Source organism: Sodalis sp. RH22 (genome assembly GCF_047324165.1).
Lineage (GTDB): Bacteria > Pseudomonadota > Gammaproteobacteria > Enterobacterales > Enterobacteriaceae > Acerihabitans.
In genome coordinates this window covers 3,669,286-3,695,060 of record NZ_CP178731.1, presented here as the reverse complement: position 1 = coordinate 3,695,060, position 25,775 = coordinate 3,669,286, and the positions used below count along the sequence as shown (strand labels likewise).

The 25,775-nt window shown below is 53.6% G+C and carries 19 protein-coding genes, 2 tRNA genes, 3 rRNA genes and 1 riboswitch; of the genes, 19 read left to right on the top strand and 5 right to left on the bottom strand.

The window, feature by feature from the left end; genetic code table 11:
- The first annotated feature begins 10 nt into the window (after positions 1-10).
- The 3 genes from argC to argH all read left to right on the top strand — a co-directional run bounded on the left by argC (position 11) and on the right by argH (position 3,366).
- A complete protein-coding gene (gene argC / locus ACL2XN_RS16775; RefSeq protein WP_410012691.1) occupies positions 11-1,015 on the top strand; it encodes an N-acetyl-gamma-glutamyl-phosphate reductase in 1,005 nt (334 codons plus the stop codon).
- Positions 1,016-1,041: 26 nt separating this feature from the next.
- Positions 1,042-1,815: an acetylglutamate kinase gene (argB, locus tag ACL2XN_RS16770; RefSeq protein ID WP_410012690.1), complete on the top strand. Its 774-nt coding sequence runs from the start codon at positions 1,042-1,044 to the stop codon at positions 1,813-1,815.
- 177 nt (positions 1,816-1,992) lie between these two features.
- A complete protein-coding gene (argH, locus tag ACL2XN_RS16765) occupies positions 1,993-3,366 on the top strand; it encodes an argininosuccinate lyase (protein WP_413721813.1) in 1,374 nt (457 codons plus the stop codon).
- 3 nt (positions 3,367-3,369) lie between these two features.
- On the opposite strand, the gene ACL2XN_RS16760 is transcribed toward argH, so the two are convergent.
- Positions 3,370-4,107, bottom strand: coding sequence for a glutathione peroxidase (locus ACL2XN_RS16760; protein ID WP_410012688.1), 738 nt, complete (start codon positions 4,105-4,107; stop codon positions 3,370-3,372).
- A gap of 149 nt (positions 4,108-4,256) precedes the next feature.
- Here ACL2XN_RS16760 and oxyR point away from each other — a divergent pair, with 149 nt between their 5' ends.
- The gene (gene oxyR, locus ACL2XN_RS16755; RefSeq protein WP_162367587.1) at positions 4,257-5,174 is read left to right on the top strand and encodes a DNA-binding transcriptional regulator OxyR; all 918 of its coding nucleotides are present in this window, start codon (positions 4,257-4,259) and stop codon (positions 5,172-5,174) included.
- Here oxyR and sthA read toward each other — a convergent pair.
- The gene (sthA, locus tag ACL2XN_RS16750) at positions 5,157-6,557 is read right to left on the bottom strand and encodes a Si-specific NAD(P)(+) transhydrogenase (RefSeq protein WP_410012687.1); all 1,401 of its coding nucleotides are present in this window, start codon (positions 6,555-6,557) and stop codon (positions 5,157-5,159) included. The genes oxyR and sthA overlap by 18 nt on opposite strands.
- A 210-nt stretch (positions 6,558-6,767) precedes the next feature.
- Between sthA and fabR the strand changes: the two genes are divergently transcribed.
- The 5 genes from fabR (at position 6,768) to ACL2XN_RS16725 (ending at position 10,071) form a co-directional block, all read left to right on the top strand.
- On the top strand, positions 6,768-7,412 hold the full coding sequence (gene fabR / locus ACL2XN_RS16745) for an HTH-type transcriptional repressor FabR (RefSeq protein WP_410012686.1): 645 nt from the start codon (positions 6,768-6,770) through the stop codon (positions 7,410-7,412).
- 5 nt (positions 7,413-7,417) lie between these two features.
- Positions 7,418-7,783 carry a YijD family membrane protein gene (locus tag ACL2XN_RS16740; RefSeq protein ID WP_413729104.1) on the top strand — a complete coding sequence of 122 codons (366 nt, stop codon included), beginning with the start codon at positions 7,418-7,420 and terminating at the stop codon, positions 7,781-7,783.
- Positions 7,784-8,082: 299 nt separating this feature from the next.
- Positions 8,083-8,601 carry a hypothetical protein gene (locus ACL2XN_RS16735; protein WP_413729103.1) on the top strand — a complete coding sequence of 173 codons (519 nt, stop codon included), beginning with the start codon at positions 8,083-8,085 and terminating at the stop codon, positions 8,599-8,601.
- Between the two features lie 119 nt (positions 8,602-8,720).
- On the top strand, positions 8,721-9,236 hold the full coding sequence (locus ACL2XN_RS16730) for a hypothetical protein (RefSeq protein ID WP_410012683.1): 516 nt from the start codon (positions 8,721-8,723) through the stop codon (positions 9,234-9,236).
- A 205-nt stretch (positions 9,237-9,441) separates the two neighbouring features.
- Complete coding sequence (locus ACL2XN_RS16725; protein ID WP_413727395.1) at positions 9,442-10,071, top strand: hypothetical protein; 630 nt, start codon at positions 9,442-9,444, stop codon at positions 10,069-10,071.
- A gap of 159 nt (positions 10,072-10,230) precedes the next feature.
- Here ACL2XN_RS16725 and trmA read toward each other — a convergent pair whose 3' ends face one another.
- A complete protein-coding gene (trmA, locus tag ACL2XN_RS16720) occupies positions 10,231-11,340 on the bottom strand; it encodes a tRNA (uridine(54)-C5)-methyltransferase TrmA (RefSeq protein WP_410012681.1) in 1,110 nt (369 codons plus the stop codon).
- Positions 11,341-11,472: 132 nt separating this feature from the next.
- Positions 11,473-11,662, top strand: a riboswitch (cobalamin riboswitch).
- Between the two features lie 69 nt (positions 11,663-11,731).
- On the opposite strand from trmA, the gene btuB reads away from it, so the two are divergent.
- The 10 genes from btuB (at position 11,732) to birA (ending at position 23,886) form a co-directional block, all read left to right on the top strand.
- Positions 11,732-13,609 carry a TonB-dependent vitamin B12 receptor BtuB gene (gene btuB, locus ACL2XN_RS16715; RefSeq protein WP_413721814.1) on the top strand — a complete coding sequence of 626 codons (1,878 nt, stop codon included), beginning with the start codon at positions 11,732-11,734 and terminating at the stop codon, positions 13,607-13,609.
- Positions 13,554-14,432 (top strand): glutamate racemase, encoded by an 879-nt coding sequence (gene murI / locus ACL2XN_RS16710; RefSeq protein ID WP_413729102.1) that lies wholly within the window; start codon positions 13,554-13,556, stop codon positions 14,430-14,432. Before btuB ends, murI begins: the two co-directional genes overlap by 56 nt.
- A 352-nt stretch (positions 14,433-14,784) precedes the next feature.
- Positions 14,785-16,327: ribosomal RNA gene (locus ACL2XN_RS16705) — 16S ribosomal RNA — on the top strand.
- A 72-nt stretch (positions 16,328-16,399) separates the two neighbouring features.
- Positions 16,400-16,476: transfer RNA gene (locus ACL2XN_RS16700), tRNA-Ile, on the top strand.
- Between the two features lie 291 nt (positions 16,477-16,767).
- Positions 16,768-16,843 (top strand) — tRNA-Ala (locus ACL2XN_RS16695).
- 378 nt (positions 16,844-17,221) lie between these two features.
- Positions 17,222-20,214, top strand: a 23S ribosomal RNA gene (locus tag ACL2XN_RS16690).
- A 125-nt stretch (positions 20,215-20,339) separates the two neighbouring features.
- Positions 20,340-20,455 (top strand): 5S ribosomal RNA (gene rrf, locus ACL2XN_RS16685).
- The 16S, 23S and 5S rRNA genes sit together here with 2 tRNA genes alongside, the layout of an rRNA operon.
- 293 nt (positions 20,456-20,748) lie before the next feature.
- Positions 20,749-21,675, top strand: coding sequence for a hypothetical protein (locus tag ACL2XN_RS16680; RefSeq protein WP_413729101.1), 927 nt, complete (start codon positions 20,749-20,751; stop codon positions 21,673-21,675).
- 217 nt (positions 21,676-21,892) lie between these two features.
- Positions 21,893-22,930: a UDP-N-acetylmuramate dehydrogenase gene (gene murB / locus ACL2XN_RS16675; protein ID WP_413721816.1), complete on the top strand. Its 1,038-nt coding sequence runs from the start codon at positions 21,893-21,895 to the stop codon at positions 22,928-22,930.
- Positions 22,927-23,886, top strand: coding sequence for a bifunctional biotin--[acetyl-CoA-carboxylase] ligase/biotin operon repressor BirA (gene birA, locus ACL2XN_RS16670; RefSeq protein ID WP_410012676.1), 960 nt, complete (start codon positions 22,927-22,929; stop codon positions 23,884-23,886). The genes murB and birA overlap by 4 nt, the downstream gene beginning before the upstream one ends.
- 123 nt (positions 23,887-24,009) lie before the next feature.
- On the opposite strand, the gene coaA is transcribed toward birA, so the two are convergent.
- Both coaA and ACL2XN_RS16660 read right to left on the bottom strand, forming a co-directional pair.
- The gene (coaA, locus tag ACL2XN_RS16665) at positions 24,010-24,960 is read right to left on the bottom strand and encodes a type I pantothenate kinase (protein WP_410012675.1); all 951 of its coding nucleotides are present in this window, start codon (positions 24,958-24,960) and stop codon (positions 24,010-24,012) included.
- A 204-nt stretch (positions 24,961-25,164) separates the two neighbouring features.
- Positions 25,165-25,713, bottom strand: coding sequence for a GNAT family N-acetyltransferase (locus ACL2XN_RS16660; RefSeq protein WP_413727393.1), 549 nt, complete (start codon positions 25,711-25,713; stop codon positions 25,165-25,167).
- Positions 25,714-25,775 lie beyond the last annotated feature (62 nt).

Sequence of the window (25,775 nt, the reverse complement as noted above, 5' to 3'; positions counted from 1 at the left end):
AACAAAAGTCATGCTGAATACGCTGATTGTTGGTGCCAGCGGATACGCCGGAGCTGAGCTTGCGGCCTATCTCAACCGTCACCCGCATATGAACATAACCGCTTTGGCGGTTTCAGCGCAAAGTGCGGATGCCGGGAAATTACTGTCCGAACTGCATCCCCAGCTTAAGGGCGTGGTCGATTTACCGCTGCTGCCCCTGATCGACGCCGCTGAACTGGCGAAAACGGTGGATGTGGTGTTTCTCGCCACCGCCCATGAGGTCAGCCACGATCTGGCGCCGGTATTCCTGGCCGCCGGCTGCGTGGTGTTCGACCTCTCCGGCGCGTTCCGCGTCAATCAGGCATCGTTCTACAGCCAGTATTATGGTTTTGAACACCAGCATGCCGACTGGCTGGCGAAGGCGGTCTACGGCCTGGCGGAATGGCAGGGCGAGGCGTTGCAGCAGGCGCAACTGATTGCCGTGCCGGGCTGCTATCCCACCGCGTCCCAGCTGGCGCTCAAGCCGCTGGTCGACGGCGGTCTGCTTAACGACGCCCAGTGGCCGGTGATCAACGCCGTCAGCGGCGTCAGCGGCGCTGGCCGGAAAGCGTCGCTTGCCACCAGCGTCTGCGAGGTCAGTCTGCAACCCTACGGCATATTTACCCATCGCCACCAGCCGGAAATCGCCGCCCATCTTGGCATCCCGGTGATATTTACCCCCCATTTAGGCAATTTTGCCCGCGGTATCCTGGCCACCATCACCTGCCGCTTAAACGCGGGCGTGACGGCGGGCGATGTGGCCGAATCCTATCATAACGCCTATCACGATAAACCCCTGGTACGGTTGTATGAGAAAGGCGTGCCGGCGCTGAAGGCGGTAGTGGGACTGCCGTTTTGCGATATTGGCTTCGCGGTGCAGGGCGAGCATTTAATCGTGGTGGCCACCGAAGATAATTTATTAAAAGGAGCGGCCGCGCAGGCAGTACAATGCGCTAATATCCGCTTTGGTTTTGCACAAACGCAGGCGCTGCTGTAACGGCTGGCGACGAGGTAATAAAAATAATGAATCCGTTAATTATAAAACTGGGTGGCGTGTTACTCGATAGCGAAGAGGCGCTGGAGCGTTTATTTTCGGCGCTGGACAGCTATCGCGCGCAGCATCAACGCCCGTTGCTGATTGTCCATGGCGGCGGTTGCCTGGTGGACGAGCTGATGAAAAAACTGGCGCTGCCGGTGACCAAGGTCAACGGCCTGCGGGTTACGCCGGCGGACCAGATTGATATCATCACCGGCGCGCTGGCCGGCACGGCCAATAAGACCCTGCTGGCCTGGTCAAAAAAACATGCCATCCCGGCGGTCGGGTTATGCCTGGGCGACGGCAATAGCGTCGATGTTACAACGCTTGATGAGAAACTCGGCCATGTCGGCAAGGCGCAGCCGGGTTCGCCGGCGTTGTTAAATACCTTGCTTGGCGCCGGTTACCTGCCGGTTATCAGCTCTATCGGCATTACCGCCGACGGCCGGCTGATGAACGTCAATGCGGACCAGGCCGCCACCGCGCTGGCCGCCACCCTGGGGGCCGATCTGATCTTATTGTCCGATGTCAGCGGCATTCTCGACGGCAAAGGCCAGCGCATTGCCGAAATGACCGCCCATAAAGCGGAGCAGCTGATAGCGCAGGGGATCATTACCGACGGCATGATTGTAAAAGTCAACGCGGCGCTGGATGCGGCCCGCACGCTGGGCCGTCCGGTGGACATCGCCGGCTGGCGGCATGCGGAGCAACTGCCGGCGTTGTTTAACGGCGAGTCCATCGGCACGCGCATCCTGGCCTGACGTTGCCGGCGGGATACCGGCTGGGTAAGATAACGTGCGCGGCCGCATGGCTATCCGGGGGGCCTGGCGCAGGTTCAGCAGTATTTCCATGGGAGCGCCGTTTCCGGCGTCCCCTCATCATTCGGCATGGGCGCGCGGCGGCGAGCGCGCCGGCAAAAAAAATAATGGAGCACGGTTATGGCACTTTGGGGCGGACGGTTCAGCCAGGCGGCGGATCAGCGGTTTAAATCATTTAACGACTCGCTGCGCTTTGATTACCGGCTGGCGGAGCAGGATATTATCGGCTCGGTGGCCTGGTCGAAAGCGCTGGTTACCGTCGGTGTGCTGACGGCGGAGGAACAGCTGCGCCTGGAGGAAGCCCTGTCTTTTCTTCTGGAGGAAGTGAGTGCCGCGCCCGAGTCCATCCTTGCCAGCGACGCCGAGGATATTCATAGCTGGGTGGAGCAGCGCCTGATTGAAAAAGTCGGCGACCTGGGCAAAAAACTGCATACCGGCCGCAGCCGCAACGATCAGGTGGCCACCGATCTGAAGCTGTGGTGCAAGATGCAACTGTCCGAGCTGCTGGCCGCCGTGCGCCAGTTGCAAACCGCGCTGGTCGCCACCGCCGAGGTCAACCAGGACGCGGTGATGCCTGGTTATACGCATTTGCAGCGCGCCCAGCCGGTCACCTTTGCCCATTGGTGCCTGGCCTATGGCGAAATGCTGGCGCGCGATGAAAGCCGCCTGCGGGACACCCTAAAACGTCTTGACGTCAGCCCGCTGGGTTCCGGGGCGCTGGCCGGCACCGCTTACGCCATCGATCGCGACCAGTTGGCCGGCTGGCTGGGTTTTGCCACGGCAACGCGAAATAGCCTTGATAGCGTGTCCGATCGTGACCATGTGCTGGAGTTGCTGTCCAATGCCGCCATCAGCATGGTCCATCTCTCGCGTTTTGCCGAAGACCTGATTCTGTTCAACAGCGGCGAGGCGGCGTTTATCGAATTGTCCGATCGGGTCACTTCCGGCTCGTCCCTGATGCCGCAAAAGAAAAATCCCGATGCGCTGGAGCTTATCCGCGGCAAGTGCGGCCGGGTCCAGGGGGCGCTTACCGGCATGATGGTGACCCTGAAAGGGCTGCCGCTGGCGTATAACAAGGATATGCAGGAAGACAAGGAGGGCCTGTTCGATGCGCTGGATACCTGGCTGGATTGCCTGCATATGGCCGCGCTGGTGCTGGAAGGGCTACAGGTGAAGCGTGCGCGTTGCCGCGAGGCGGCGCAGCAGGGCTATGCCAATGCCACCGAACTGGCCGATTACCTGGTCGCCAAGGGCATCCCGTTTCGCGAGGCGCATCATATCGTCGGCGAGGCGGTAGTCGAGGCCATCGGCCAGGGCAAAGCCCTGGAGGCGCTGGAGCTGGCTGAATTGCAGGCGTTCAGCCCGGTTATTGGCGAGGATGTTTATCCGGCCCTGTCGCTGCAATCGTGCCTGGACAAACGCTCGGCAAAAGGCGGCGTGTCGCCGCAGCAGGTGGCGGCCGCCATTGCCGAGGCGAAAAACCGTTTGGCGTAGCTGTCAGGCCGGTTGCAGTAAAAACGCTTCCAGCTCTTCGCTGCCGCCGATATGGCGCCCGCCGATAAACACCTGCGGCACGGTGGAACGGCCGGTTACCGCGCGCAGGCTGACGGTGGTGGCGTCTTTACCCAATGAGATTTCTTCATACTGGATTCCGTTGTCGCGCAGCATCTGCTTGGCTTTGGCGCAGAACGGACAGCCTGGTTTGGTAAACAGCGAAACGGATTCCTGGACTTTGCATTCCGGCGCCAGGTAACACAGCATGGTATCGGCGTCGGAAACTTCGAACGGGTCGCCCGGTTTGTTCGGTTCAACAAACATTTTTTCCACCACGCCGTCGCGTACCAGCATCGAATAACGCCATGAGCGCGGGCCGAATCCCAGCTCGGCTTTTTCCACCAGCATGCCCATGCCCTGGGTAAATTCACCGTTGCCGTCGGGGATAAAGGTAATATGTTCGGCGTTTTGGTCGGCTTGCCAGGCGTTCATGACAAACGTATCGTTAACCGAAATACAGACGATGCTGTCCACGCCGTGCTTGTGGAATAACCCGGCCAGCTCATTGTAGCGCGGTAAATGGCTGGAGGAGCAGGTAGGCGTAAAGGCGCCCGGCAGTGAAAATACGATAACCGTTTTATGCTTGAACAGTTCGTCGGAAGAGATATCGACCCAGTTGTCATCCTTACGGGTGTGGAAAGTAACCGATGGGACTTTCTTGCCTTCATGACTACTAAACATTGAAGAACCTCTTAACAGAAAAGAAAAAAGTGACTTTAACAGCTTGTCATACTGCGCGGGAATTATTATTAAGATTAACTATTGATAGGGATAATCGTTGATTGCTATCCTATCTATCGACGCGAACTATCGCGGCACGGAGGATGTTAATGAATATTCGCGATCTTGAGTATTTGGTGGCCCTGGCCGAGCACCGTCATTTCCGACGGGCGGCCGATGCCAGTCATGTCAGCCAGCCCACCCTGAGCGGCCAGATTCGTAAGCTGGAAGACGAACTGGGCGTGATGCTGCTGGAGCGCACCAGCCGTAAGGTCCTGTTCACCCAGGCCGGGCTGCTGCTGGTGGATCAGGCCCGCACGGTCCTGCGCGAAGTGAAAATACTGCGCGAGATGGCCAGCCAGCAGGGGGAGTCCATGTCCGGCCCATTGCATATCGGCCTGATCCCTACCGTCGGCCCCTATTTACTGCCGCATATTATCCCCACCCTGCATGAGACCTACCCAAAGCTGGAAATGTACCTGCACGAGGCCCAGACCAGTCAACTGCTGCTGCAACTGGACAGCGGCAAACTCGATTGCGCCATCTTGGCCTTGGTAAAAGAGAGCGAAGCTTTTATCGAAATCCCGTTATTCGATGAACCGATGCAACTGGCTGTTTATGCCGATCATCCCTGGGCGGACCGTGAACGTGTGCCGATGTCGGATTTATCGGGGGAGAAGCTGTTGATGCTGGAAGACGGCCATTGCCTGCGCGATCAGGCGCTGGGCTTCTGCTTCCAGGCCGGCGCCGACGAGGATACGCATTTTCGCGCCACCAGCCTGGAAACCCTGCGCAACATGGTGGCGGCCGGCAGCGGCATTACCTTGCTGCCCGCATTGGCGGTGCCTAATGAGCGTAAGCGTGACGGCGTCTGTTATATGAAATGCTATAAACCCGAGCCGAAACGCACCGTGGCGTTGGTCTACCGGCCCGGCTCACCGCTGCGCGCCCGCTATGAGCAGTTGGCCGAGTCGATACGCACCCATATGCAGGCCTATATGGGTACCGACTTAAAAGAGGCGGTTTAAGCCGTTCAGCGCCGCCACACGGAAGGCTTCCGCCATGGTGGGATAGTTGAAGGTGGTATTAACGAAATAATCGATAGTATTGCCTTCGCCTTTTTGCTCCATGATGGCCTGGCCGATATGGATGATCTCCGCGGCGCGCTCGCCAAAGCAGTGGATGCCGAGTATCTGCCGGGTATCACGGTGAAAAAGGATTTTCAGGCTGCCGACATTCATGCCGACAATCTGCGCGCGCGCCAGATGCTTGAACTGCGCCCGTCCCACTTCGTACGGCACCTTCAGCAGCGTTAATTCCTGTTCGGTTTTACCCACCGAGCTGATTTCGGGAATGGTATAGATACCGGTGGGTATATTTTCAATCAGCTGCACATTGGCCTGGCCCTTGATGATCACCTGTGCGGCGATTCGCCCCTGGTCATAAGCGGCCGAGGCAAGGCTTGGGTAGCCGATAACATCGCCGACGGCGTAAATATGCGTCAGGGCGGTCTGGTACATGCTGTTGACTTTAATCAGCCCCCGGCTGTCCGCCTCCAGTCCCACGTTGCCAAGGGACAGCGAATCGGTATTGCCGGTGCGCCCATTGGCATACAGCAGGCAGTCCGCGCGCATCCTTTTGCCGGAACGGAAGTGGACTTCCACGCCATTCTCGGTGCCTTCGATTTTTTCATATTCTTCGTTATGGCGGATAACCACGCCGTTTTCCCAAAAATGGTATGACAGCGCGTCCGACATTTCCTGGTCGAGAAAGGCCAACAGCCTGTCGCGCGTATTGATCAGATCCACCTTGACGTTCATGCCGCGAAAGATTGATGCATATTCACAGCCGATCACGCCGGCGCCATAAATAATCACATGCTGCGGATCGTGCTTTAAATCCAGGATGGAATCGCTGTCATAAATGCGCGGATGGGTGAAATCGACATCGTTGGGATGATACGGACGGGAACCACAGGCGATAACGATATGCGCCGCGCTGAAATGCTCGGCGGTATTATCCGGATACTGGACCTTGACGGTATGGGCATCGACAAAAGTTGCGTCGCCGGTAATAATCCGGCACTGATTACGTTCATAAAATCCCTGGCGCATCCGGATCTGCTGTTTTATCACGCTATCGGCGTGATGCAGGATATCGGCGAAGCTGGCGCGCGGCAGATGTTGACTACCGTTATACAGCGGATTCTGGTTAAATTCGATAATCCGGCTAACCGCCTGGCGCAGCGCCTTGGAGGGAATGGTCCCCCAATGGGTACAGCCGCCGCCGACGCTGTTATAGCGTTCGATAACCGCGACGCGGGCGCCCTGTTTCGTCAGGCCCATGGCGGCGCCTTCCCCACCCGGGCCTGAACCAATGATAATGGCATCGTAATCGTACTGTGGTTGCATACCGGCTTAGCCTATATTTATACAAAATCACAACGTCAATGTAACATTGTAGACGGGAGATCCCAATCTTCACGGCCTTTTTTCTTGGTCTATGGCACCGGCGCCTACGGCGAACAACATTACGTCAAAATTCGCAGTTTGTATCAACGCTGTTGCAACAAATTTTGATATAGTGGCATTTTTACCGGTAATGTGGGGCAGGTCAGGACTATGGGCGTCAGAGCGCAACAAAAAGAGCGGACCCGTCGTTCCCTTGTCGAAGCGGCCTTTAGCCAGTTAAGCGCCGAGCGTAGTTTTGCCAGCCTGAGCCTGCGCGAAGTAGCCCGTGAAGCCGGCATTGCGCCCACCTCGTTCTATCGCCACTTTCGCGATGTCGATGAACTGGGCCTTACCATGGTGGACGAAAGCGGCCTGATGCTGCGCCAACTGATGCGCCAGGCGCGCCAGCGTATCGCTAAAGGCGGCAGCGTTATCCGTACGTCGGTGGCCACGTTTATGGAGTTTATCGGCAATAACCCTAACGCTTTTCGCCTGTTGCTACGCGAGCGATCCGGCACTTCGGCGGCGTTTCGCGCCGCCGTCGCCCGGGAAATACAGCATTTTATCGCGGAGTTGGCCGATTACCTCGAGCTGGAAAACCATATGCCGCGCAGCTTCACCGAAGCCCAGGCCGAGGCCATGGTTATCATTGTCTTTAACGCCGGCGCGGAAGCGCTGGATGTGGACGTCAATCAGCGCAGGCTGCTGGAAGAGAGGCTGGTCCTTCAGTTGCGCATGATTTCGAAGGGCGCGTTTTACTGGTATCGCCGGGAACAGGAAAAGTCGACCGCCCTCTCTTTTGACGCAAGCAGGTAGATAATATGACGACACGACCCCTGGGTGAAAAAGGCACGCTCCTATTGGCGCTGATTGCCGGTTTATCCATTAACGGCTCCTTCGCGGCCCTGTTCAGCACTATTGTGCCTTTTTCCATCTTCCCGCTGATTTCGCTGGTGCTGTCGGTATACTGCCTGCACCATCATTATCGCGACTGCGCCATGCCGGAGGGTTATCCTTCCCTGGCGGCGGCAAGCTTCCTGCTGGGCCTGTTGATGTACAGTGCTATTATCCGGGTGGAATACCCGGTTATCGGCTCAAATTTTATTCCAGCCATCCTGATGGTGGTCCTGGTATTCTGGATTGGGCGCAAATTGAAACGGCTAGACAAAATCCAACGGGATTCATAAATTTCTTGAGCCTGGATTATTAAACAATAGCCAATACTGAACGCGAAGACCGCATCTGCTATTTTTAAATGACGTATAATCCGTCGTTTTACAAAATGAACTCCGCTATGCTCAAAGGTTGCTAATTTATCAAAGAGAAAAGTATAATTATTAATTCTTTTGAACGCTATACAAAAATTTTCATTAAGATATTCTCTCCTGTTGTTTTTTATGTATTTATAGTAAAGTTTTTTCCTGCGGTTAGCCTTGTAAAATATAAGCAAATGAAGTTTTACTTCAAGTAAAATAGGGTGTTAATTATGTGTAATTTGAATTTCTCCAACATAACTATGCGTAATCCAATAATACATGACAATTTTTTTTATATTTCATCGGATGATGAGACTGACGATGAGTTTTCTGCGCGCCCCCTGTTTTCCCAGCCATTAGTCCAGGTCAACAATGCTGTAATGACGCTACCTAAAATTTGCTATAAAGCAGGGGTTGCCCTGTCCACGGCGCTGTCGGCAAATAGCTATTTCCGAGGAATTTCTATTGTGACCAACCGAAATGAAGCACCCCCTATGGGTTCTACCAGCTTGCAGATATATGATCCGCAGTATAATATTTTCAACTATAAGCTATGTATGGGTATCATGGCGGCTTGTTTTGTCGCTGGGTTTACGCTCGGTAATATAAACTCGTTAATTAATAAGTTATTTAATTTTAATCGTATTGCTAGAGTTCCATTAGCTATGTACTGTATAGTCGCCTTGTTCTATTTCTCTCTAGGCTTGTTATGGTACCCTCACTTTTCAAGTGCGCTTAATTATCTGTGATTCTTAAAAAGGCCTATGGCGGGGGGTATTCTTATGATGATAGGTAGAAATATCAGCCTTCAGTTTATCTTCGGATCGATTTTATGTAATAGAAAATTAGTTAGTATTGATAGGAGTTAATGATGCCTGTCTCAGACCCAACAATGCCGACCACAACAACCCATTGCCCTTTAGAGGAGATTAGCCAGGGGGATAATGGTTTCGGTCAGGGCGTTACGCGTTTTGCCAGATCATTTAGCGGCGCGGCCAACAGCGCCTTACCCTTTATCAAGACCCTGTCTGTAGTCACTTTGTCTGCCGCGTCGGCAATAGGTATCGTCTTTGGCGCCCAACGGCTTATCGCTGTTTCAATCCAAAATATCAGCAAGCCGCCCCCCGTTACCCATCTGGACGTCAGGGAATGGAAAGGCAAAATCATGGGCCTGGGTTTGAGCATCGGCATGTTGGGCGGCGGCGCTGCGGGATTCGCCGCAGGCTGTGCGCTAGAATCATGCAAATCATTTTGTGGTGCGGATCCGCTGCGTCATCGTGATAGTGTTTTTTATACCGTAGGAATTGGTTTTATCGTAGGCGCTTTAGCCGGTGTGGCTTATACAAACTTTATCGACATTGAACTGGACAATATTACCCAATAGGATAGTTAATCTGGTCAGGCGGCTACTGTAAGCGAACCGGCTAACTTCGGAATCAATTTTGCCGCTTGCAGGCACCGACCCGGGCGGTTGTTAGGGATATTACCGGCTTCGGGGAGTTTAACCTTTATTTGTGAAAATAGTCTATCAGCGCTTTCGTCTTTTTACATCGTTATGCCATTTAATCCCTTTGCCGAGGAATCATTATATGAACCCTGAAATTAATAATCGAGAAAAGAATAATGCCGGGATGGACAGCCAAGTGTCTCATGCCGATAAATATCACAATAATACGACAAGCAAATTTTTTAAGTTGATGACGAAATTGGCACGTGCCTGCAATTCCGCCACGGCGTTTTGTTGCTCTAATCCTTTATCGGTGATTTCCATCCCGCTTACCGTATCATTAACAAATAAGTTAATTTATGATTTGTTAGGTAGCCTGAAAGCCGCAAGGGCCGACCGATGCTACTTCCAGCTTGAGTTGGAAGGGTGCTGGAAACCGCTGCAAGATTGCAGGATTAACATTGATAAAACGTTAGCGATGGAAAAGTCTTGCGCAGAGTTGAAGGAGATATGCAGTGAAATCCGCACGAGATGCGATACAGAACAGTGGCGCCACGAGCTATTTGAAAATACGCTGGTGAATTGTTTCATGACCGGACTTATGGCCGGCGCTGCAGCCTTTGTAATAGATTATGTTTATCAAGCCGCCCATAACCAGTTTAATCATAAGCCTGGCATGTTAAAGATGTCCATGGTCAGTTTTTTTATGGGTGCGTTATTTTATCTCGGTCTCATGAAAATAAACGATACCGCTTTAGGCTTCGATTGCTAGTTCAGCGCCTTTGCTGTCCGCACCCCGGGGGCGGTCGGTCAAGCTGAAATGTCACCAGCATTGACTATGACAGTGACAAATAAACATCCTTTAAGGGGGATCAGCGGCTCTAGGCGGGCACGAAGCATGCGTAAGAGCCTCATTTTAGGTGCCATTGATCTATGGCTGCGTTTTGGCGGTTAACAGCACTCCGCATTCCATATGGCGGGTATAAGGAAATTGATCAAACAGCGCCAATCGTTCGATACGGTGGGTTTCCGCCAACGTTGTCAAATTACCGCACAACGATTCCGGGTTACATGAGATATACAGGATGCGCGGATACCCCTGCACCAGCCTGACGGTGGCATCATCCAACCCGCTGCGCGGCGGGTCGACAAATATGGTTTCGCAGCGGTAGCTTGCCAGGTCGATGTCCTTCAGGCGGGTAAACTCCCGCACCCCTTGCATGGCTTGGGTAAACTCCTCAGCCGACATGCGGATAATCTGCACGTTGGTCATTCGATTGGCGGCGATATTAAACTGTGCCGCTTCCACCGAAGGCTTGGCTATTTCCGTGGCCAGCACCCGGTTAAAATTGCCCGCCAGCGCCAGGGAAAAATTGCCGTTGCCGCAATACAGCTCCAGCAGATCCCCTTGTGCCGGTTCAGTGGCCGAGAGCGCCCACTCAAGCATCTGGATATTCACGGCGGCGTTGGGTTGGGTAAAGCTATTTTCGATTTGACGGTAAATGATTTCCCGTCCCGCCACCGGCAAGCGCTCATCGACATAATCACGGTCCAGGCAAATTTTGGTTTTGGTGGCGCGGCCAATCAGGTTGACCGCAAAACCCTGCGTCCTCAGATGATCGCGCAGCGCGCCCGCATGCTCGCGCCATTCGTCGTCTAACGGACGATGATAGATAAGGGTAATCACCGCTTCACCGCTCAGGGTCGTCAGGTAATCAAGCTGGAACAGCTTGCGCCGCAGGATCGGCGATGGCCGCAATGCGTCCATCATGGCGACCATCAATCGGTTCATCAGTTCGCCGCCGGCGGCGAAGTGATCGATGCGGATCCGGTCCTTGGTCTGCTGATCAAACATTATATGATACAAATCCTGCTCATCATGCCAGACCCGGAATTCAGCACGCATCCGGTAATGTTCGGGCTGCGAGCGGAATATTTCCGCCTCGGGCGCCTGAAACGCCGCCATCATCGCGTTCAGTCGAGCGGCTTTTTCCGCCAGTTGGGTTTCATACGCGCTAATGGGTAACGTCTCGTCGGTCATGATGATCTCTCGCTAATATCCGTTATTTGTACCACTTTGTGGGGGATTGTAGGGGATAAACCGGTGATGTCCAGTGTTGTTGCGCTTATAAATAGTTTGATTATTAGTGCTATAGACATGCTTATCTCTTTGATTGTAGGATTATTGTCCGGTCTTTCGTAAGTTAAAAGGGAATCCAGTGGAAAGCTGGAGCTGACGCGCAGCGGTAAGGGGACTTCAGGGCGATCGCGCAAGCAGACACTGTCTTTATGATGGGAAGTCGTCGCCTGGCGTATTATACGCATCCCAAGCCCGAAAACCTGCCGGTATTCTGTCGCAATATCCCTGTTTATCGCGAGCCATCAAACATGGAACCTGCGGCATCCTATTTTATCATTTGGATGCTATGGCAATGCCTAAGATTAACAATACCGTGCTGCTGGCGCTCTGCGTCACGGCATTCTCCGGGTGGGCGCAAGACGGCGCCCAGGATCAGGCCGCGCAAATGATGGTCGTATCCGCCAACCGTTTTCCCCAGCCAATATCCACCGTACTGGCACCGACCAGCGTGGTTACCCGCAGCGATATTGACCGCGGCCAGATCAAATCGGTGGCCGAAGCGCTAAGCCGTCTGCCGGGCGTGGATATCGCCCAATCCGGCGGATTGGGGCAGCAAAGCTCATTGTTTATCCGCGGCACCGATTCAAGCCATGCCCTGGTGCTGATAGACGGCGTGAGGCTGAACCAGGCCGGCATCTCAGGTTCTTCCGACCTTAGCCAGATTCCGCTGTCCTTGGTGCAGCGCATCGAATATATCCGTGGCCCGCGTTCCGCGGTCTATGGGTCGGACGCCATCGGCGGCGTGGTGAATATCATTACCACACGCGAGCAGCCGGGCACCACCCTCAGCACCGGCATAGGGTCCCATGGCTATCAAACCTATGATGGCTCCACCCAGCAACAGCTTGGAGAGGACACCACCGCCACCGTTGCGGGCAACTATACCTATACCCATGGTTTTGATGTGCGCGCCAACCTGCCGGATACCTATGGCGATCCCGCGCAGCCCGACCGCGATGGTTTTATGAGCAAAACGTTGTTTGCCTCGCTTGATCATATCTTTAACCAGCAGTTCAGCGGTTTTGCCCGCGCCTATGGCTACGACAACCGCAGCGGCTATGACGGCAGCTACGCCTATACCGACCCTGATCATTTTGACGCGCTGCCCGATACCCGTAAACTCTACAGCCGTACTTACGATACCGGCATGCGTTACCAGGACGGGATCTACGCGTCGCAGCTGTCCTTTAGCTATAACCATACTCAGGATTATAACTACGATCCTCAATATGGACCCTATTCCGCCTCCGCCACCCTTGACGATTCCAAACAGTATAATGCGCAGTGGAGCAATACCCTGCAGACAGGCCATGGCACGGCAGGCGCTGGGGTGGACTGGCAAAAGCAGACCACCGAACCAGGCACCGGTTACCTTACCGACGGCTATGAGCAACGCAATACCGGTATCTACGCCACCGCTTCGCAGCTTGTCGGGCCGGTTACCCTCGAGGGCGCGGTGCGCGGTGATGATAATTCGCAGTTCGGCTGGCACGGCACGTGGCAAACCAGCGCCGCCTGGGAGTTCATTGAGGGCTACCGGCTTATCGGGTCTTACGGCACCGCCTACAAGGCACCCAACCTGAGTCAGCTTTACAGTGGTTTTGGCGGCAACGAAGATTTAAAACCCGAGGAGAGCAAGCAGTGGGAGGGCGGGGTGGAAGGGCTGACCGGCCCGCTGACCTGGCGCGTCTCGGCATACCGCAACGATATCGACAACCTGATTGATTATGACACCAACGACGACACTTATAAGAATATCGGCAAGGCGCGGATCAAAGGTGTGGAATGGACCGGCTCGGTCTATACCGGCCCGCTGCAGCATCAACTGACGCTGGAGTACCTCGATCCCCGCGACGCCACCACCAATCAGGTGCTGGCGCGACGCGCCAAGCAGCAGGTGAAATATCAGCTGGATTGGCAGGTGGCCGATATCGACTGGTCGCTTAACTACCGTTATCTCGGCGAGCGTTACGATACCAACTACAACACGAATGACCGGGTGCGAATGGGCGGCGTCAGTTTGTGGGACATCGCCGCCTCTTATCCGCTAACCCCCCATCTGACGGTTCGTGGTAGAATAGCCAATCTGTTCGACAAAGACTATGAGACGGCTTATGGCTACCAGACCGCAGAGCGAGAATTTTATCTCACCGGAACTTATTCCTTCTGACGGTAGCAACATCAAACGGCCCACGATCCTGATTTTCGACTCTGGCGTGGGCGGTTTATCTATCTATGATGAAGTGCGGCAACTGTTGCCGGACCCGCATTATATCTACGTATTCGACAATGAGGCTTTTCCGTATGGCGAAAAGCCGGAAGACTTTATTGTCCAGCGGGTCGTGAATATCGTTGCGGCGGTGCAGCGCCTGCACGTGCTTGATATGGTGATTGTCGCCTGCAATACCGCCAGCACCATTTCCCTGCCGGCCCTGCGCGAGCGGTTTGAGTGCCCTATTGTCGGCGTAGTGCCGGCGATAAAACCCGCCGCCAAGCTAACCCGTAATGGTATCGTCGGGCTGTTGGCTACCCGCGCCACCGTGCACCGTAGCTATACCCATGAGCTGATCGCTAAATTCGCCGCGGATTGCCATATCATTACGCTTGGATCCGCCGAGCTGGTGGAGCTTGCTGAAGCCAAGCTTCATGGCGAAACCATCGCCCTGTCGGTGCTGCAGAAAATCCTGCGCCCCTGGTTGCGGCTTCCCGAGCCGCCCGACACTGTGGTCCTTGGTTGTACCCATTTTCCATTATTAGGCGACGAGCTTAAAGCGGTGTTGCCGGACGGTACCCGGCTGGTGGATTCCGGTTCAGCGATCGCCAAACGCGCGGCCTGGCTTATCGCCCATGAAATAGACGGTGCTTATTCGACGGAAGCGAACCAGGCCTATTGCCTGGTGGCTTCACCGCAGGCCATGGAGCTGGTACCGGTACTACAGCGCTATGGCTTCGTTTCGCTGGAAAAATTGCCGATGCAGCCTGCGGTTGTGTGATAATTCAGCGGTCGGCGCAATATGTGAAATAAGTACTTGTCAGGCTGGGGAAAGTCCCTATAATGCGCCTCCACTGACCGGGAACAAACGCTAACGCGATGCCGGGTCGGGAAGGGAAAAGCGCCCGGTACGGGCAAATAAAAGCTTGACTCTTCAGCGGGAAAACGTAATATACGCAACCCGCGCCAGGTGAGATTGATGCACGCTGGCCATGCTCTTTAACAATTTATCAGACAATCTGTGTGGGCACTCACAAGACCGTATCGAAACACAAAAATACCAAGTCTTGAAGAGTGAACAAACAGTTAATTCATAAGATTAACAGTATGACAATCTTTGAGCATCAAGCTTTTAATTGAAGAGTTTGATCATGGCTCAGATTGAACGCTGGCGGCAGGCCTAACACATGCAAGTCGAGCGGCAGCGGGAAGTAGCTTGCTACTTTGCCGGCGAGCGGCGGACGGGTGAGTAATGTCTGGGGATCTGCCTGATGGTGGGGGATAACTACTGGAAACGGTAGCTAATACCGCATAACGTCGCAAGACCAAAGTGGGGGACCTTCGGGCCTCACGCCATCGGATGAACCCAGATGGGATTAGCTAGTAGGTGAGGTAATGGCTCACCTAGGCGACGATCCCTAGCTGGTCTGAGAGGATGACCAGCCACACTGGAACTGAGACACGGTCCAGACTCCTACGGGAGGCAGCAGTGGGGAATATTGCACAATGGGCGCAAGCCTGATGCAGCCATGCCGCGTGTGTGAAGAAGGCCTTCGGGTTGTAAAGCACTTTCAGCGGGGAGGAAGGCGATAAGGTTAATAACCTTGTTGATTGACGTTACCCGCAGAAGAAGCACCGGCTAACTCCGTGCCAGCAGCCGCGGTAATACGGAGGGTGCGAGCGTTAATCGGAATTACTGGGCGTAAAGCGTACGCAGGCGGTCTGTTAAGTCAGATGTGAAATCCCCGGGCTTAACCCGGGAACTGCATTTGAAACTGGCAGGCTAGAGTCTCGTAGAGGGGGGTAGAATTCCAGGTGTAGCGGTGAAATGCGTAGAGATCTGGAGGAATACCGGTGGCGAAGGCGGCCCCCTGGACGAAGACTGACGCTCAGGTACGAAAGCGTGGGGAGCAAACAGGATTAGATACCCTGGTAGTCCACGCTGTAAACGATGTCGATTTGAAGGTTGTGGCCTTGAGCCGTGGCTTTCGGAGCTAACGCGTTAAATCGACCGCCTGGGGAGTACGGCCGCAAGGTTAAAACTCAAATGAATTGACGGGGGCCCGCACAAGCGGTGGAGCATGTGGTTTAATTCGATGCAACGCGAAGAACCTTACCTACTCTTGACATCCAGAGAAGTTTGCAGAGATGCGAACGTGCCTTCGGGAACTCTGAGACAGGTGCTGCATGGCTGTCGTCAGCTCGTGTTGTGAAATGTTGGGTTAAGTCCCGCAACGAGCGCAACCCTTATCCTTTGTTGCCAGCACGTAATGGTGGGAACTCAAAGGAGACTGCCGGTGACAAACCGGAGGAAGGTGGGGATGACGTCAAGTCATCATGGCCCTTACGAGTAGGGCTACACACGTGCTACAATGGCGCATACAAAGAGAAGCGAACTCGCGAGAGTAAGCGGACCTCACAAAGTGCGTCGTAGTCCGGATTGGAGTCTGCAACTCGACTCCATGAAGTCGGAATCGCTAGTAATCGTGGATCAGAATGCCACGGTGAATACGTTCCCGGGCCTTGTACACACCGCCCGTCACACCATGGGAGTGGGTTGCAAAAGAAGTAGGTAGCTTAACCTTCGGGAGGGCGCTTACCACTTTGTGATTCATGACTGGGGTGAAGTCGTAACAAGGTAACCGTAGGGGAACCTGCGGTTGGATCACCTCCTTACCGAAAGATACGTAATGTGAAGTGTCCACACAGATTGTCTGATAACTGTAACGAGCAAGAAAAACCTTCTATAGGCTTGTAGCTCAGGTGGTTAGAGCGCACCCCTGATAAGGGTGAGGTCGGTGGTTCGAGTCCACTCAGGCCTACCAGTTCTACTTACCCTGGTCATTTTCACCGCTGCGTGACTCATGTGCTTGCGCACACTGCGTTACTCGCGCCGAAACTGTCTGCGGCTAAGCGAACTGGTCCATTCTTTACTGTGCAGGATTACGGCGCCACTCGTTTATTTCAATAAACTTCGTGACCCCACGCCTTGCCTGGAAACGAATGGGCTATCAAGTTGTTCTCCTTTCTAAATGCCATTGCTTTGTAGCTTAATTGATGCACAGCAATTTCAGTGTGGAAAAGAGTCTGGTTGATGTTAAAAGGTTAAACGACTTGGGGCTATAGCTCAGCTGGGAGAGCACCTGCTTTGCACGCAGGGGGTCAGCGGTTCGATCCCGCTTAGCTCCACCATTTCCTGACGGTGATGGGTGGTAAGATTGTCTGGTTTTTCTTATTTATTTCAGAGCACACTCTTATGAGTATGCTGCGAAATACATGCTCTTTAACAATCCGGAACAAGCTGAAAATTTGAAAAAAACATGCTGAGCAAAATCAGTATGCGATTCTCTCAAAGCAAGCAAACCTAATGATTGCCGTGTCGATGGCAATCTCTGTAGCTCAGGCGAGGGTTTACCCTCACCAGGGTGAGACTGTGCGAACAGTGTCAGGGCAAGGCGCACGGCGCGCAGCCAGCGGAGTGGACTCAATGTCCATGAGCATGGCGAGCACCGCGCAACGATGCCATGGCAGTGTGCAGCCAGTCGCAACACAGACACTTTAGGGTTGTGAGGTTAAGTGAATAAGCGTACACGGTGGATGCCTAGGCAGTCAGAGGCGATGAAGGACGTGCTAATCCGCGAAATGCGCCGGTGAGCTGATATGAAGCGCTATCAGCCGGCGATGTCCGAATGGGGAAACCCAGTGCAATTCGTTGCACTATCATTACGTGAATCCATAGCGTATTGAGGCGAACCGGGGGAACTGAAACATCTCAGTACCCCGAGGAAAAGAAATCAACCGAGATTCCCCTAGTAGCGGCGAGCGAACGGGGAACAGCCCAGAGTCACCATCAGCGTTTGTATCAGGAGAACGGTCTGGAAAGTCCGGCAACACAGGGTGATAGCCCCGTATCCGAAGGTACAAGTGCTGTGAGCTCGATGAGTAGGGCGGGACACGTGATATCCTGTCTGAAGATGGGGGGACCATCCTCCAAGGCTAAATACTCCTGACTGACCGATAGTGAACCAGTACCGTGAGGGAAAGGCGAAAAGAACCCCGGCGAGGGGAGTGAAATAGAACCTGAAACCGTGTACGTACAAGCAGTGGGAGCCTTGATTTATCAGGGTGACTGCGTACCTTTTGTATAATGGGTCAGCGACTTATATTCTGTAGCAAGGTTAACCGAATAGGGGAGCCGTAGGGAAACCGAGTCTTAACTGGGCGTTAAGTTGCAGGGTATAGACCCGAAACCCGGTGATCTAGCCATGGGCAGGTTGAAGGTTGGGTAACACTAACTGGAGGACCGAACCGACTAATGTTGAAAAATTAGCGGATGACTTGTGGCTGGGGGTGAAAGGCCAATCAAACCGGGAGATAGCTGGTTCTCCCCGAAAGCTATTTAGGTAGCGCCTCGTGAATTCATCTTCGGGGGTAGAGCACTGTTTCGGCTAGGGGTCCACCCCGGATTACCAACCCGATGCAAACTGCGAATACCGAAGAATGTTACCACGGGAGACACACGGCGGGTGCTAACGTCCGTCGTGAAGAGGGAAACAACCCAGACCGCCAGCTAAGGTCCCAAAGTCATGGTTAAGTGGGAAACGATGTGGGAAGGCACAGACAGCCAGGATGTTGGCTTAGAAGCAGCCATCATTTAAAGAAAGCGTAATAGCTCACTGGTCGAGTCGGCCTGCGCGGAAGATGTAACGGGGCTAAACCATGCACCGAAGCTGCGGCAGCGGACATATCACTTAAGACAATTGTACGGAAAACGATTGACGGAGCGCAGCGACGTCAATGCGTTCATCACGTCGAGTTGACTTAAGGATATGTCCGTTGGGTAGGGGAGCGTTCTGTAAGCCTGCGAAGGTGGCCTGTGAGGGCTGCTGGAGGTATCAGAAGTGCGAATGCTGACATAAGTAACGATAAAGCGGGTGAAAAGCCCGCTCGCCGGAAGACCAAGGGTTCCTGTCCAACGTTAATCGGGGCAGGGTGAGTCGACCCCTAAGGCGAGGCCGAAAGGCGTAGTCGATGGGAAACAGGTTAATATTCCTGTACTGGGTGTGACTGCGAAGGGGGGACGGAGAAAGCTAGGTTCGCCGGGCGACGGTTGTCCCGGTTTAAGCGTGAAGGTGGAAAGAGCAGGTAAATCCGCTCTTTCATTCAACACTGAGGCGTGATAACGAGCCACTACGGTGGTGAAGGAATTGATGCTACGCTTCCAGGAAAAGCCTCTAAGCTCCAGGTCACATCGAATCGTACCCCAAACCGACACAGGTGGTCAGGTAGAGAATACCAAGGCGCTTGAGAGAACTCGGGTGAAGGAACTAGGCAAAATGGTGCCGTAACTTCGGGAGAAGGCACGCTGGCATTAGGTGGAGGGACTTGCTCCCCGAGCTGAAGCCAGTCGCAGATACCAGCTGGCTGCAACTGTTTATTAAAAACACAGCACTGTGCAAACACGAAAGTGGACGTATACGGTGTGACGCCTGCCCGGTGCCGGAAGGTTAATTGATGGGGTTATCCGCAAGGAGAAGCTCTTGATCGAAGCCCCGGTAAACGGCGGCCGTAACTATAACGGTCCTAAGGTAGCGAAATTCCTTGTCGGGTAAGTTCCGACCTGCACGAATGGCGTAATGATGGCCAGGCTGTCTCCACCCGAGACTCAGTGAAATTGAACTCGCTGTGAAGATGCAGTGTACCCGCGGCAAGACGGAAAGACCCCGTGAACCTTTACTATAGCTTGACACTGAACATTGAGCCTTGATGTGTAGGATAGGTGGGAGGCTTTGAAGTGTGGACGCCAGTCTGCATGGAGCCAACCTTGAAATACCACCCTTTAATGTTTGATGTTCTAACTCCGGCCCATAATCTGGGTCGAGGACAGTGTCTGGTGGGTAGTTTGACTGGGGCGGTCTCCTCCTAAAGAGTAACGGAGGAGCACGAAGGTTAGCTAATCACGGTCGGACATCGTGAGGTTAGTGCAAAGGCATAAGCTAGCTTGACTGCGAGAGTGACGGCTCGAGCAGGTGCGAAAGCAGGTCTTAGTGATCCGGTGGTTCTGAATGGAAGGGCCATCGCTCAACGGATAAAAGGTACTCCGGGGATAACAGGCTGATACCGCCCAAGAGTTCATATCGACGGCGGTGTTTGGCACCTCGATGTCGGCTCATCACATCCTGGGGCTGAAGTAGGTCCCAAGGGTATGGCTGTTCGCCATTTAAAGTGGTACGCGAGCTGGGTTTAGAACGTCGTGAGACAGTTCGGTCCCTATCTGCCGTGGGCGTTGGAAGATTGAGAGGGGCTGCTCCTAGTACGAGAGGACCGGAGTGGACGCACCACTGGTGTTCGGGTTGTCATGCCAATGGCATTGCCCGGTAGCTACGTGCGGAAGAGATAACCGCTGAAAGCATCTAAGCGGGAAACTTGCCTCGAGATGAGTCTTCCCTGTGGCTTTAAGCCACCTGAAGGGACGTTAAAGACGATGACGTTGATAGGTCGGGTGTGTAAGCGCAGCGATGCGTTGAGCTAACCGATACTAATGACCCGTGAGGCTTAACCTTACAACACCTAAAGTGTTTGACGCGAAGAGAGCGTCGCCCCAAGGGGTGGCGAGAGAATTTTCAGCGAAGTTCCGGATAAAGGCCGATGGTCATCAGAAGCAGGATGACGGTTGGTAACGAATTTGCCTGGCGGCACTAGCGCGGTGGTCCCACCTGACCCCATGCCGAACTCAGCAGTGAAACGCCGTAGCGCCGATGGTAGTGTGGGGTCTCCCCATGCGAGAGTAGGGAACTGCCAGGCATCCAATTGACGAAGCCCTCTGTGAGAACAGAGGGCTTTTTCATGTGCGTAACCCTGGCGGTTCGCTACTCGAGTAAGAGAGTAGGACCCCCGGCAAAGCTTTATAAATATATTTATCCCAATATCATCTTTTAATAGTTCATGTAATAAAATTGCTGACATTTTACTAAATACTTCAGATTAAGATTATTATCAACGCGAAATGTGACAATAGACCGGACGATTGTTTGATTACTGTTTATGGGCTGATCTATATTATAAGACACAATTAAATCAATCAGGATTTTTGTAAAATGATCAATAATCATAGAGACATTAACCACTCAGATTTATTTGGGATATATAATCAGTCACTTCATTCTCATATAAATGCACATCCGAATGGTCGGGTATTGACAGAAGTAAGTAATGTAAGCTTACCACTGATTATAGGTGCTAGCGAAAGCACCGATGATGACCCCGATTTGTCAGCGGTATTGTTACGGAGTATGGCGAGTTTAAATGAAGACGTTATATTAAGGCAAACCATTGACGCCAGTTTGTCCTCCGCTAACCTGCCCTCCGGTGAAAAGGATGATGATTTCCTAAGGGCACTGGCTGCCAGCCAGGAAACCGCCCTTGAAGATGAGGAGATCAGGCGAGCAATGGAAGCAAGTTTGGCCAGCACCACTTCCGTAGGAAATGGCCGTGTGGGCATGGCAGGGTCTGCAGCCGAGGCAAATAAGAATACGGTACAGCTCGAAACGCAGGCAATGGCCCATCTCAGCGCGATGCCGGCGTTAGAAAAGTATCTCTTTGAAACGGGATATGTTATACGGGATAGTAGTGGTGAGAATAACAATTGCTTATTTCATTCCATTGTCCAGTGTATTTACCACGATAAAGGAATTACCGGCTCTATCGGGCATAAAGCATTTGAACTGCGTATGTTTTATGATGCAGTAAAACCAGGAAGTGAAAACCAAGGCCTCTTTTTTGATAACAATAATTCCACGGGTAGTAATAGCGGCGACGCCACTTTTATTGTTAATTTAGTCAATCAGGCTCTTGGTGAAAACATCAAGGTTAAATTGATTTCTCCTAATATTGTAGATGACGGTAATCACTACATTACTGAAGGAGAGTACTCTGGCGATGAGGCGGATAATAATAGCCCTGTACGCGAGATTATAATCTTAAATACTCCTGGTCATTATCAATCGGTGGTTAAAATAGCGTAGCACGGCAAATCCAGCGTTTCGTAACGGTGATAAAAGGAAATGTTGGGGAAAATGCAGATAGTCTGGTCATGTTTACACTTTTCTTATCATAACGGCCTCATACCCTAAGGGGTAACGGAATCCTGCCCGCCAGATCGGGAAGGCGCTAAAGTTAGTCGCTGAAATCCGTCCCGATCGGGTAAACTAGGCTCAAGAGTGATTAAGAAAGGTTTTTACCATGACAATGCATGGTGTGGCGTTAAAACACCTGAATACCTTTGCCATCGACGCGGTAGCCGCCCATATCGCCACTGCCCATACCGCAACTGAATTGTTGACGCTTTGGCGCGACGCCCAACGGCGGTCCGAAGCGGTATTGCTGCTGGGCGGCGGCAGTAATGTCCTTTTTTTGGAAAATTTTGCCGGCACCGTATTGCTAAATCGCATTAAAGGAATACAGGTCAGCGAAGACAACCATGCCTGGCATCTGCATGTCGGCGCCGGCGAGGACTGGCATGGACTGGTGTCCTTCGCGTTGGCGCAGGACATGGCGGGGCTGGAAAACCTGGCGTTAATCCCCGGCCGTGTCGGGTCCGCGCCCATCCAGAATATCGGCGCCTACGGCGTGGAGCTGGAATCGGTATGCGAATACGTCGATCTGCTTGATCTGAATAACGGCGAGAAGATACGCCTTAGCGCCGCGGAGTGCCGGTTCGGTTATCGCGACAGTGTGTTTAAACACCGTTATCGGGCCAGCTACGCTATCGTGGCGGTGGGGTTTACCCTGGACAAAACCTGGCGCCCGGTGCTTACCTACGGCGATCTTGTCCGCCTGGATAGCCGGACCGTCACCCCGCGCCAGGTTTTTGATACCGTTTGCGCCATGCGCCGCAGCAAATTACCCGACCCCGCCATTACCGGCAATGCCGGCAGCTTTTTTAAAAATCCACTGGTCGGCGCTGAGGACGCACGGCGCCTGTTGCAACGGTATCCCGATGCGCCGCACTATCCGCAGCCGGACGGTAGCGTAAAACTGGCGGCGGGATGGCTGATAGATCGGTGCGACCTGAAAGGCTATGTGCTGGGCGCCGCCGCGGTGCATGCCAAACAGGCGCTGGTATTGATCAATAACGGCCAGGCTGATGGGCGGGCTATCGTCGCGCTGGCGAAACTGGTGCGCAATAGCGTAGCGGAACGGTTTAACGTCTGGCTGGAGCCAGAAGTGCGGTTTATCGCCGCCGGCGGTGAAGTAGACGCGGTGGATACTCTGTCATGAAAGATATCACCGTTCCGCTAAAATTAATCGGGCTGCTGGCCGACGGGGAATTCCACTCCGGCGAACAGTTCGGCGATTCGCTGGGCATGAGCCGCGCGGCCATCAATAAACATATCCAGACCCTGCGGGAGTGGGGTATTGATGTTTTCACCGTTCCCGGTAAAGGGTATCGCCTCTATGCCCCGCTGCAACTTTTGGATGAGGGGAAAATCCTGTCGCTGCTGCCGCGGGGCGGGGTCACGGTGCTGCCGGTGATTGATTCCACCAATCAGTACCTGATGGAGCGCACCGCCGTCCTGCGCTCCGGCGACGCCTGTGTCGCAGAGTATCAGATGGCGGGACGGGGGAGGCGCGGCCGGCAATGGGTCTCGCCGTTTGGCGCCAATCTCTATCTGTCCCTGTATTGGCGGCTGGAGCAAGGTCCGGCGGCGGCGATCGGCCTTAGCCTGGTGATCGGCATCATCATGGCGGAAGTGCTGCATGAACTGGGCGCGCGCGAGGTGCGGGTGAAATGGCCTAACGATCTCTATCTGCACGATCGCAAGCTGGCCGGCATCCTGGTGGAGATCAGCGGCAAGGCCGGCGATGCCGCGCATCTGGTGATAGGCGCCGGAATTAACCTGGCGATGAGGGAAACGGCCGAGCCGGTCATCAATCAGGGCTGGATTAATTTACAGGAAGCGGGTATCCAGATCGATCGTAACGCTCTGGCCGCGAAGCTTATCAACGGGCTCAGGCTGGCATTGCCGATTTTTGAACGGGACGGCTTCGCCGCGTTCGTAACGCGTTGGCAGGCACTGGATAACTTTTATCATCGCCCGGTTAAGCTGCTGATTGGCGAGCGTGAAATCAAAGGTATTTCACGCGGCATCGATGCGCAGGGGGCCTTGTTGCTGGAACAAGACGGTAAGGTAAAAGCCTACCTCGGTGGTGAAATCTCGCTGCGGGGACTTTGACATGTTCATCCCGCGCGGGGTCATATGGCTACGGCCAATAATGCCGTAATAGACAATCACTGACGATTTATAGGGCGCCGTTTCCTGTTATTTATGGATTACAGCGCGCCCGGACGTTATGGACTATTTCCGCAGCCTGATATTCCCCACTGCGTGATTGGCGCTTTTGGATAAAATCAGACTCGCACGCTCACGCGTGGGCAGGATATTTTCTTTCAGGTTTAATCCGTTAATTTCTTCCCAAAGCTGGCTGGCAATTTGTACGGCTTCTTCTTCCGTCAGCTTGGCATAATTATGAAAGTAAGAATGCGGATTGGAAAACGCACCCTGCCGAAAACGCAGGAAACGGTTGATATACCAGCTTTTTAGTAAATCTTCCGGTGCATCCACATAAATGGAAAAATCGACGAAATCGGAAACAAAAACATGATGGGAGGCATGCTGATAATCCATGCCACTCTGCAACACGTTTAATCCTTCAAGAATTAATATATCGGGTTGCGAGATGACTTTATTATCTTCCGGCACGATATCGTAGATCAGATGGGAATATACCGGAGCAGTAACTTCACTGGCGCCTGATTTTACTTCGGAAACAAAATTAACCAGGCTGCGCATATCGTAGGATTGTGGGAATCCCTTTTTCTTCATTAATTCCCGTTCTTTCAGTACGCGGTTGGGATATAAAAAACCATCGGTGGTGACCAGCTCGACCGAGCGGTGTTCAGGCCAACGGCTCAGCAACGCCTGTAATACGCGCGCGGTGGTGCTTTTACCCACCGCCACGCTGCCGGCAATGCCGATAACATACGGGATGTGCTGGCCGTTGGTGCCAAGGAACTGTTCCAATACCGCCTGGCGGCGCAGATTGGAGCTGATGTAGAAATTGATTAAACGCGAGAGCGGCAGATAAATTTCCGCCACTTCATCAAGGGAAAGATCTTCGTTAATCCCTTTCAGTTTTATTATTTCTTCCTGGGTTAACGTCAGGGGAACCGTATCACGCAAAGCGGCCCATTGCTGCCGGTTGAACTGAAGATAGGGTGTGGTAAGTGATTGATCACGATTTATCATAAGCTTAGCCAGCCTGTTGCGCAGGTCCAATCGGGGCAGCCGAGCCCACCCGGAACGAAAACAAGCTGCATAGTATAGACAGCTTCGTTAACATCGTAGAGTGTTTTTTCTGCTTAAACCATGGAATCTTGACAATGGGCGGAAGGGTACGGCCCGGGGACACTTGGGTCACAGGTCAAAGATCCGTACCCGCCGCTTATGAGCTTAGCTGGCGATGGCGTTTAGCTGCTGGTTGACGGCGAATAAGCGTTTGTAATAGATAACCGTGGGATGGTAATAACCGTCCGGCGTGCAGGCGTAATCGGGAATTTCACCCAGGCAGCGGTAGCCGAGCGCGCGGTAAAAGGCCTCCGCGGGGGAACCGGATTGGGTATCCAGGTAGAGCAGGCCGCGCTGCAGATCGCGGGCGGTGCGCTCAAGGGCGCCTATCAGCGATTTCCCAATCCCTTCGCGCCTGGCGCGGCTGTGCACCAGGAGTTTTTGTATTTCCGCCCGGTTTTGCCCGTTTGGCTTACGGCATAACTCCAGCTGGATACTGCCGACAATGCCCCGCTCGTCACGCGCAATCCATAACAATAAGTCATTCTTAGCCATGGCGGAGCGCAGGCCGTGGATATAGCCCTCCGCCTCATCCTGGGTCAGGGGATTGGTGTAGCCCACCGAGGCGCCGCGCGCAACGGCGTCCATCAGCAGGCCTGCGAGCTCGCTGCGGTAAACGGGAAGCGTGGCGGCATTCAGCTGTACTATTTTCATGATGTCATCCTCCGGCCGGTGATATCACAGAAACTACGGTATAAATAAAGCAAGACGCGTGC

Coding starts and splice junctions, on each gene's coding strand:
- argH (WP_413721813.1), top strand. CDS start 1,993: ATGGCACTTTGGGGCGGACGGTTCAGCCAGGCGGCGGATCAGCGGTTT.
- ACL2XN_RS16680 (WP_413729101.1), top strand. CDS start 20,749: ATGATCAATAATCATAGAGACATTAACCACTCAGATTTATTTGGGATA.
- sthA (WP_410012687.1), bottom strand. CDS start 6,557: ATGCAACCACAGTACGATTACGATGCCATTATCATTGGTTCAGGCCCG.
- coaA (WP_410012675.1), bottom strand. CDS start 24,960: ATGATAAATCGTGATCAATCACTTACCACACCCTATCTTCAGTTCAAC.
- ACL2XN_RS16725 (WP_413727395.1), top strand. CDS start 9,442: ATGAACCCTGAAATTAATAATCGAGAAAAGAATAATGCCGGGATGGAC.
- ACL2XN_RS16740 (WP_413729104.1), top strand. CDS start 7,418: ATGACGACACGACCCCTGGGTGAAAAAGGCACGCTCCTATTGGCGCTG.
- argB (WP_410012690.1), top strand. CDS start 1,042: ATGAATCCGTTAATTATAAAACTGGGTGGCGTGTTACTCGATAGCGAA.
- oxyR (WP_162367587.1), top strand. CDS start 4,257: ATGAATATTCGCGATCTTGAGTATTTGGTGGCCCTGGCCGAGCACCGT.
- birA (WP_410012676.1), top strand. CDS start 22,927: ATGAAAGATATCACCGTTCCGCTAAAATTAATCGGGCTGCTGGCCGAC.
- argC (WP_410012691.1), top strand. CDS start 11: ATGCTGAATACGCTGATTGTTGGTGCCAGCGGATACGCCGGAGCTGAG.
- btuB (WP_413721814.1), top strand. CDS start 11,732: ATGCCTAAGATTAACAATACCGTGCTGCTGGCGCTCTGCGTCACGGCA.
- ACL2XN_RS16660 (WP_413727393.1), bottom strand. CDS start 25,713: ATGAAAATAGTACAGCTGAATGCCGCCACGCTTCCCGTTTACCGCAGC.
- fabR (WP_410012686.1), top strand. CDS start 6,768: ATGGGCGTCAGAGCGCAACAAAAAGAGCGGACCCGTCGTTCCCTTGTC.
- murB (WP_413721816.1), top strand. CDS start 21,893: ATGACAATGCATGGTGTGGCGTTAAAACACCTGAATACCTTTGCCATC.
- trmA (WP_410012681.1), bottom strand. CDS start 11,340: ATGACCGACGAGACGTTACCCATTAGCGCGTATGAAACCCAACTGGCG.
- ACL2XN_RS16760 (WP_410012688.1), bottom strand. CDS start 4,107: ATGTTTAGTAGTCATGAAGGCAAGAAAGTCCCATCGGTTACTTTCCAC.
- murI (WP_413729102.1), top strand. CDS start 13,554: ATGGCTACCAGACCGCAGAGCGAGAATTTTATCTCACCGGAACTTATT.
- ACL2XN_RS16735 (WP_413729103.1), top strand. CDS start 8,083: ATGTGTAATTTGAATTTCTCCAACATAACTATGCGTAATCCAATAATA.
- ACL2XN_RS16730 (WP_410012683.1), top strand. CDS start 8,721: ATGATGCCTGTCTCAGACCCAACAATGCCGACCACAACAACCCATTGC.